Source organism: Mesorhizobium sp. M0293, assembly GCF_040321735.1.
Lineage (GTDB): Bacteria > Pseudomonadota > Alphaproteobacteria > Rhizobiales > Rhizobiaceae > Mesorhizobium.
Map to the genome: position 1 here is coordinate 1 of NZ_JAMYSA010000186.1, position 7,299 is coordinate 7,299.

The following is a 7,299-nucleotide window of genomic DNA, read 5'->3' on the forward strand; positions in this document are numbered from 1 at the left end:
TCTCACCATGGTGCTGATTCCCCTCAGAAAACAGCACCACGCCGCCATGCAAAATCATCAAATGTGAGTCAGACCCCCTTTTGCGAGCCGATCCAGGGTCACCAGGCTCAAGGCAGGCCGCGACAAGACGGTCCTTCGATGCGGGGTCGTATCGGCGTCGCCCGTTCCGACCGACAAGTCTCACCCGCAGTTTCTGCTCATCTTCTTCCATCACTTGGTGTCCACCTATTTTGGTGGACACCTCATGCATCAGACCACTCAACAGCAAAAGGTGCGGGGAAATTCGCGCTTACACCCAGACCACCGTATTCGCCGTTGGATCGCGACCGAAGGTGTATGCCACCCTCGGAACCGCACCATGCTTTCGCACATGGAGACGACCAAAGGGCCTTTGAGCCTCCTGGAACCCTGACAGGAGAGGCTTTCGCGCCACTTGACCCACGAGCCTAGCCGCGTGTCATTCGTCCTCGGGCTTCTGACTAAGCTGGTCGATCTCTTTTGCGGCGTAGTCGAATGCGCTTAACGCCGTGGAACGGATTTCGACCGGAATCTTCAGCGAGACGGTATCGGTCAAATTGCTTGCATGGATGCGAAGCTCAACTGCACCCGAAGCCTCTTTAAGGCTGTGCGGCTCGATAAAAGCGTCGAAGCCTTCGCTTCCTTGGCCGTGTCTCCACAAATCGCATGACAGACTCAGACCTGAGCCGGAAGAGCCTGTCTTGTAGTAGAAGCCTTCCGCATCATGCTCCTTCGGCATGAAGGACAGCGCAGAAGGGACAGCTGGGTGAAGATTGTCCCACAGCCCGAAGCCGCGCATGTGCCTTCCCAACATGTGGGCATAGTTGGGGCGCGTTGGTGCTGCCGGAGGGGGCGGAAGTCCCTTTCGTTTGGGGCCATCATTGTCATCATCGCGCTTCGGTCGCCAGATGTAAAAGCTTCCATGCGCTATCATTTCAACGAGTGCATTTTCAGCAGGCCGCGTCCCGACATTACGTGCACGAAAACTGGCCGTCAGCTTCGATGTCTCGGCGACTAGCCGCTTATGAATGCGCCCTAACGCTTCCTCCAACTCTACTTCCCACTTCTTGTAGGCCTCGTGGTAGGCCTCGATCTGTTGGTCGGTCGGAGGCATATACAAGCCTTTTAGGGACTCTAACGAAATCCCCTTGCCCGAGGACACGGGCAGCACTGTCTTTGGGGGACTAAAATTTGTCCGCTCGGGAAATTTTTCTCGCGCTTGCAGCATCAGCGTTTCAATTTCGCTGGGGACCAATGCCTCCACATGCGGATTGTCGAGGACAATCCTGTCAATAGGTTGACCACCTCCGTCAACGCAAGTCACCTCGAATTTCGGCTCGGCGGTGCGCAGGCGGATAATTTCAGCCTGCGCCGCTTTAAGTTCCTTGTCGGCTTTTGTTTCTTCAGGGGGCGCCAGCCATGTTTCGGGAATAGCATAGTGCGCCACACCCGCCGTGACGGCGGACGCCCATCACCCCTCCGTCATGTGTGAGAACACCCACATCCAGTTCTGAATTGTTTGTGGCAAAGCCACTTGTGATTCCAACCAGCGTATCATCGGCCTCTTCGTAGTCGAGCTTAGTTGCCAGCGCCGCATTCGGCTTCAGATCAACCTGCAAGAACAGCAAGATTTTGGGGTTCTTTTCGCGCAACACGATGGGATTGAGTTTGTTTGAGATTACATCACGTAGAAGGCCGTGAGCTTTTCGGGCGCGTTTTCCTAGCCTTGTGGTCGTCTCGCCTTTGCGCCTATCAATCTCCTTTTGAATAGGGCGGGAGACAATCAACTCGACTTCATCGAAGTCCCCTAGGTCCGACCAGGGAAGACCGCCAATATCTTTGCACTGAAAGAAAAGATTGGTGTCAGGGAAGAGGTGGATTCGAGCCTTGTTCATGAAACCATCATGTTCTGGATATGTCCGTCCTGTCGAGGTATTTTCGATTACGGGCACTGTGAAGTTGACATTCAATCTCCGGAGTTATGCCAGCCTTTCCGAAGACGCCTACGGCGGCCTGGTGCACTTCGTGCCCCTGCGGCAGGTCAAGCGCCAGGGTTGACCTTCTCCCACAAAGACCGGCAGCCCAATGGGCATGATCGGGACGAGGAACATGATCCCTGCCTCCGGTGGGATCGAACAAGGAACGCCATAGGTGCCTTGGTCACGGAAGCTTCTCCACCTCGCCCACCCACCTTGGCGACAGGCGGTTTGAATAAATTCCGCTGTAGCCACAGAGCTTGAGCAGAAATACTTCGATGTACCATTGTGCGAGCTGCCAGCCTTGACTGATGAGCGGCCCGGTCGCCGATTTCATGCGCCGATTTGGATGCACCAATTCGTTACGAATCTTCACAGCTGCATCAGGCCCACCCGCAAGGTCGCCAGCCCGCTTTGCTTTTCGCAGTTGCTTGAGATCTCTCGGCAGGGCTGTCGGTATTTTTAGATAACGGCAGGCGGCTCTGAGCTTTTCGGCTGCATAACGCGGGACCGGTAGCCCGTTTGCAGTGAGCACGGCCAATGCCAGGCGCTCCAACGCCGCTTGTGAAAGTATCAGGCCACTGTCTACGCCAGCACCATCCCCGGCACGGTTGCTCCGAAGATACCAGTAGAGAGCGGCGGAGACCGCCGCGCCAAATTGGGGGTCGTGCAAAATCTTCGCGAAGCCCGGATAAACTCCCGCCAAGCATTCACCGTGATGCTCGTCAAACCATCCAGTGCGAGATTGATATGGTGCGGATGTCGCCGAGGCAGACGAATGCCGGAAAATTCAGGAGATGCAGAACAACGGATTGAAGCCGTATGCGCCGGTCACAACAGAAGACGAATGGGCCTGATCGCGCCAGAAATTGCATCTCGCAACTGGAGCTTGTCGGCCTCGATTCAAGGCAGATGACATCTACCGGGCGCCCTAGACTTCCAAAGCGCAGTGTCGTCTTGCCTTTGGCATCAAACAACAAGATCGAATCAGTTGAAGTAGGAAAATTAACTGTAACAATGACCAGCTCGCGCTGTCCCAAGTATAGCCGCGCTTGCCCATTTCCTGCCACCGTCTTTCCGCTCTGCGTGATTTCGACGGTCGAACTTCCGAGTTCGATCGTCGAATTTACCCGTTCGGACACGTATTTTGGGATGATTAGCTCAGCCATGTTTCCATACATACATCAAAAATTGCTTTCCGGTCATCGTGGCATGCTGAAGTTCTTGGCTGTCTTCCGTCTCAGGTTCCTTGTGGCGATAATCGGCAAAGCGCGCGAGATAAGGTCCACCGCCCGACCTTGTACTCCTTCGCGATAGCCGGGATGGTGCTTTCCCGCGATTGGAGACGCCGACGCGCGTTCTCAACTTGGGCACTCAGCCGCGCTTCATCGCCCGCCCCCCCGCCTTTGGAACGCCAGCGAGTGACCGCACAGTTCTCGACGATTCTCGCTTCATCCTCTTCGAGAGTCACTTTATGGGTGTCTCCCGATGCTCTTGCTGGAAAGAATCGACTGGCGGCATCAGCAACTGAGCTGGCGACTGCAGAGCGCTGGCTGAGCGAAGAGTTTTGCGGTTGCCTGCTTTTGGAGCGGGCCAATTGTCGGGTTCGGAACCCAAAAGGCAGGCAAGTTGACAATGCGTACGGTCAGACAACGCGCAAAATCAGATGTTTTTGAGGTTGGTACGGCGCTTGCTTGTTCACGGCACCATCATCCGATCGCTGGTGAGAGCGAGATGGATAGTTTGCCGACATTGAGCAAAGGCGGGAATTAGCTATGCCGCGAACTGACTTAGAGCGATTCGTCAACGATTTAGGAAACAAAGGCAGTCCGCTTGAAAATCTCAAACCACGCGCTGGAGGGCTTGCATCGATTGTAGCGATTGGAAAGAGCCTCGACGACAACATCATGCTTGACCAGGTTAAAAGTTACATCCGATCGAATAGCCGACAGAAGTCAAGTAGTAAGAAGCTCGGCGCAATTGCGGGCCGCAAGCGTGGTTCGAGCGTTTCGGCCTTGACCAGCCTTATACAGACCATTGAGTTGGGTAATTCCGCTACCGATGTACCCATGAGGCCTGTGCAAGTCGGGGAAAAGGCTGGCGTCGCCGCGGTCGTTATAATTGTTGTAGTTGTTGCTGCGGTCGCGACCTGATGTAATTTTAGCTCTGGCGCATTGGCTCGGACGAGCCGGTCTGAAGAAAGATGAAAGCAAACCTTGTCGAGGATGAGATCATGCGGGGCGAACAATGGCGACAAATCTTTGACCGGCGCACGCCGGAGGAACGGCGCACGTTGTCACACGTCAAGCGCTTCACGAAGCTAGCCACAAGCGACAACATCGTTCTTGTATATCGGTATTCGATCGTTGGACTGAGCGTCGCCGCGTTTTATGTTATATTCTACTGCTTGTTGAGGTATTTAGATGTTATTTCAATCGCGTTATGCAATTTTATTGCATACGCGATGGCGGTTTCTTGGCAGTATATGATGCAGGCGGGATTTACATTTGGGCGCAAAATAGGGGATAGGGGCCAGATATCGCGTTTTGTCGTATCTACATTGGCGTGCTATTTGCTTTCTCACGTTGTCGTCGTCCAGGCATCTGAGGCGGGAGTCCTCCCTGAATGGACTTCACTGGTTGTCGTGGTGCTCCTGTTGCCAATCGTCAACTTCGTAGTGTTATCGATCTGGGTTTTCCGTTGGCGACGAAACGCGAATTAGGCTTAATGAACGCCATTACGCATGCTGGCAGTAACAAGCTTTCCATCGTTGTGCCATGTTACGACGAAGAGCTTGGACTGCAGGAACTCTATCGTCGGGTTATCGCCTCGACCGAAGGCGTCTCTCATCGATTTGAACTGATACTTGTTGATGACGGCAGTCGAGATGGTACGTGGCAAAAGATCGCGGAGCTGGCAGCCCGCGACGATCTAGTCGTTGGACTCAAGCTTTCGCGCAATCATGGGCATGCTCTCGCCTTATCGGCTGGATTGGCGAGGGTGAGCGGAGACCTGATACTTGTCTTGGACGCCGACCTGCAGGATCCTCCAGAGAAGCTTCTGGCGGAAATGCTCGCGGAAATGATTTCTCAGCGCGCCGACGTCATTTATGGGCAACGACTGGCAGGCGAGACGGCATTCAAGCGGGCGACGGCCAAGCTCTTCTACAGGTTGCTCTCCCGTGTTTCAGAGATCGATATTCCGGTGGATACCGGTGACTTCAGGCTTATGACGCGCCGCGTGGTTGATGCGTTGAATGCCATGCCCGAGCATGATTGTTTTGTGCGCGGCATGATTGCGTGGATCGGCTTCCAGCAGATTCCGTTCTTCTACAATCGAGAAAAGCGATTTGCGGGCACCACAAATTACCCGTTGAAGAAGATGCTGAAGCTCGCGATCGATGGCGCTATCAGCTTTTCGATGGCCCCGCTACGCATCGCAGTGTTTCTGTCTCTCGCGCTGATAATTGCCCTGATCGGCGTTGCTCTTTTCACGTTATATTCTTATCTGTTTCTCAGTACGGCCCCGGGCTGGTCAAGTCTTGTGCTGGTGTTCGTATCAGTTTCTGCCGTACAGGCTTTGGCGTTAGCGGCAATTAGCGAGTATGTCGGCCGTGCTTATGTGCAGTTGAAGGGGAGACCGCTATTCGTAGTTGCCGAAATAGTAGGACGAAGACCAAACGTACGAGAGAACGCAGATGCATAATTATTCGGATATCTTCTTCGACTACATCGCTCTGGGGGCACGCAAATCGGCGCTAGGGGTAGTTCCGGTTTTGAAGGCAATCACAGGGGCCAAGTCGATCTTGGATGTTGGTTGTGCAAGGGGCGTGTGGCTGGCTGTCTGGAAGAAATATGGCTGCACAGATATGCTTGGGGTCGACGGCGATTATGTAAATCGAGAAACGCTCGCAATCGATCCAGATAAGTTTGTGGCGCGCAACCTTGCGCTTGGACTGGATCTGCACAGGAAGTTCGATCTCGTCACTTCGTTTGAAGTCGCGGAGCACCTGTCACCGGATACGTCAGAGCAGTTCATCAAAAGCCTGACCGCGCATGGCGATATCGTGGCGTTTTCCGCAGCCGTAGTGAATCAGGGCGGCGAAGACCACATCAACGAACGTCCGTTGCAATTCTGGCGGGAACTGTTTTCTGAACAGGGGTTCGACTGTTTCGATCCGATTCGTTCGCTGGTCAGCGATAACCATCAGATCGAACCGTGGTATCGAAACAATATCCTAGTCTACGCGAATCGCGCTGGCGAAGGGCGACTTGCACCGCTTGCTCTGGAAGGGAGGGTTGATCGCGCATCAGAGTTGCTGGACGGCGGAAGCGCTCAATGGCGCTTGCGTAAGCGGATTGTTGGGTGGACGCCACGCGAGGTCGTGACGAAGATCGCCCAGATCAACAGCAAGAGATTGGCCAAAAAGGCGGCTCGTCAGCGGCGGCAATAGGATTTTCGCCATTGCGGGGCGTTGGTGCACGGATCGTTTATTGGTGTGGGTTTAGCTAGGCAAGCGGCAACCGCAATAGCCTTTGTAGCGTAGCCATGCCTTTCAAACACAATACCAGCCGCCGCCATCATATTGAGAAGATGAAGTTCAGGGTGACGAACTGGCCAGAATATGAGGCAGGACTTCGTCATCGTGGCAGTTTGACCCTGTGGGTGACGCCGGAAGCCCTGTCCAGGTGGCAAGCGCCAAGACGCAAGACACGTGGCGGCCAGCACCGCTATTCTGATCTGGCGATCGAGACCACCTTGACGCTAGGCCTTGTGTTTGGCTTGCGGCTGCGCCAGGCAGAAGGCTTGCTGGAAGGTTTCCCTTGCAAAGTTTTGTCTGGTCAGAGAATTTGCCAGAGTGGTGGCAACCTCATGCGGCAGCGAGGCTTTCGAACTGCTCGGCGAGAGACGGGTTCGGATTGAAGGCGTACCGCGCCTGTCGTTTGCGCATCATGTGGACCATCTCGATGCCGAACAGGGTGACCGCGGCGGCGTCCGTCGATTTGAAACCGAGCATCGGCCGCACGCGGCGCTTGATGCGCCGATGATCCTGGTCGATGCGGTTATTGAGGTATTGGCTTTGGCGGATGCGGATCGGCTTCGACCGGCGCCGGGAGCAATCATGCAATCGACTTGTGGCATCGCAGGAAACGATGGCTTCCCGGTTGGACACCTCGATTTACCGCCGTTTCTGATGCAAAGAGGCGCAAGAACGGGGGTGGCTCGCTGAACCTGAGCTGCTTGGCGCAGGTTTTCCGCGCTTTACTGGGCTGATGGGTGGTTGATTTCTGCTTTGTGGCGGCGT

General features: G+C 54.7%; 8 protein-coding genes and 3 pseudogenes. 5 read left to right on the forward strand and 6 right to left on the reverse strand.

Features of this window, described 5'->3' with window-relative positions:
• From NKJ06_RS33480 to NKJ06_RS33500, 5 genes and pseudogenes are all read right to left on the reverse strand, one after another.
• Positions 1-211: pseudogene (locus tag NKJ06_RS33480) on the reverse strand (hypothetical protein); the annotation flags it as partial.
• 246 nt (positions 212-457) lie between these two features.
• The gene (locus tag NKJ06_RS33485) at positions 458-1,465 is read right to left on the reverse strand and encodes a hypothetical protein (protein ID WP_352812183.1); all 1,008 of its coding nucleotides are present in this window, start codon (positions 1,463-1,465) and stop codon (positions 458-460) included.
• Positions 1,422-1,913 (reverse strand): hypothetical protein, encoded by a 492-nt coding sequence (locus NKJ06_RS33490; RefSeq protein ID WP_352812184.1) that lies wholly within the window; start codon positions 1,911-1,913, stop codon positions 1,422-1,424. Before NKJ06_RS33490 ends, NKJ06_RS33485 begins: the two co-directional genes overlap by 44 nt.
• Positions 1,914-2,178: 265 nt before the next feature.
• A complete protein-coding gene (locus NKJ06_RS33495) occupies positions 2,179-2,700 on the reverse strand; it encodes a hypothetical protein (RefSeq protein ID WP_352812186.1) in 522 nt (173 codons plus the stop codon).
• A 19-nt stretch (positions 2,701-2,719) separates the two neighbouring features.
• Positions 2,720-3,163 (reverse strand): hypothetical protein, encoded by a 444-nt coding sequence (locus tag NKJ06_RS33500; protein ID WP_352812187.1) that lies wholly within the window; start codon positions 3,161-3,163, stop codon positions 2,720-2,722.
• Between the two features lie 606 nt (positions 3,164-3,769).
• On the opposite strand from NKJ06_RS33500, the gene NKJ06_RS33505 reads away from it, so the two are divergent.
• From NKJ06_RS33505 to NKJ06_RS33525, 5 genes and pseudogenes are all read left to right on the forward strand, one after another.
• Positions 3,770-4,147, forward strand: coding sequence for a hypothetical protein (locus NKJ06_RS33505; protein ID WP_352812189.1), 378 nt, complete (start codon positions 3,770-3,772; stop codon positions 4,145-4,147).
• Between the two features lie 80 nt (positions 4,148-4,227).
• The gene (locus NKJ06_RS33510; RefSeq protein ID WP_352812194.1) at positions 4,228-4,716 is read left to right on the forward strand and encodes a GtrA family protein; all 489 of its coding nucleotides are present in this window, start codon (positions 4,228-4,230) and stop codon (positions 4,714-4,716) included.
• Entirely contained in the window at positions 4,620-5,699 is a 1,080-nt protein-coding gene (locus NKJ06_RS33515; RefSeq protein ID WP_352812190.1) for a glycosyltransferase family 2 protein, read from the forward strand. The genes NKJ06_RS33510 and NKJ06_RS33515 overlap by 97 nt, the downstream gene beginning before the upstream one ends.
• Complete coding sequence (locus NKJ06_RS33520) at positions 5,692-6,447, forward strand: methyltransferase domain-containing protein (RefSeq protein WP_352812193.1); 756 nt, start codon at positions 5,692-5,694, stop codon at positions 6,445-6,447. Before NKJ06_RS33515 ends, NKJ06_RS33520 begins: the two co-directional genes overlap by 8 nt.
• Positions 6,448-6,542: 95 nt before the next feature.
• A pseudogene (locus NKJ06_RS33525) lies at positions 6,543-6,806 on the forward strand (transposase); the annotation flags it as partial.
• 58 nt (positions 6,807-6,864) lie between these two features.
• Here NKJ06_RS33525 and NKJ06_RS33530 read toward each other — a convergent pair.
• Positions 6,865-7,164: pseudogene (locus tag NKJ06_RS33530) on the reverse strand (DDE-type integrase/transposase/recombinase); the annotation flags it as partial.
• Positions 7,165-7,299 lie beyond the last annotated feature (135 nt).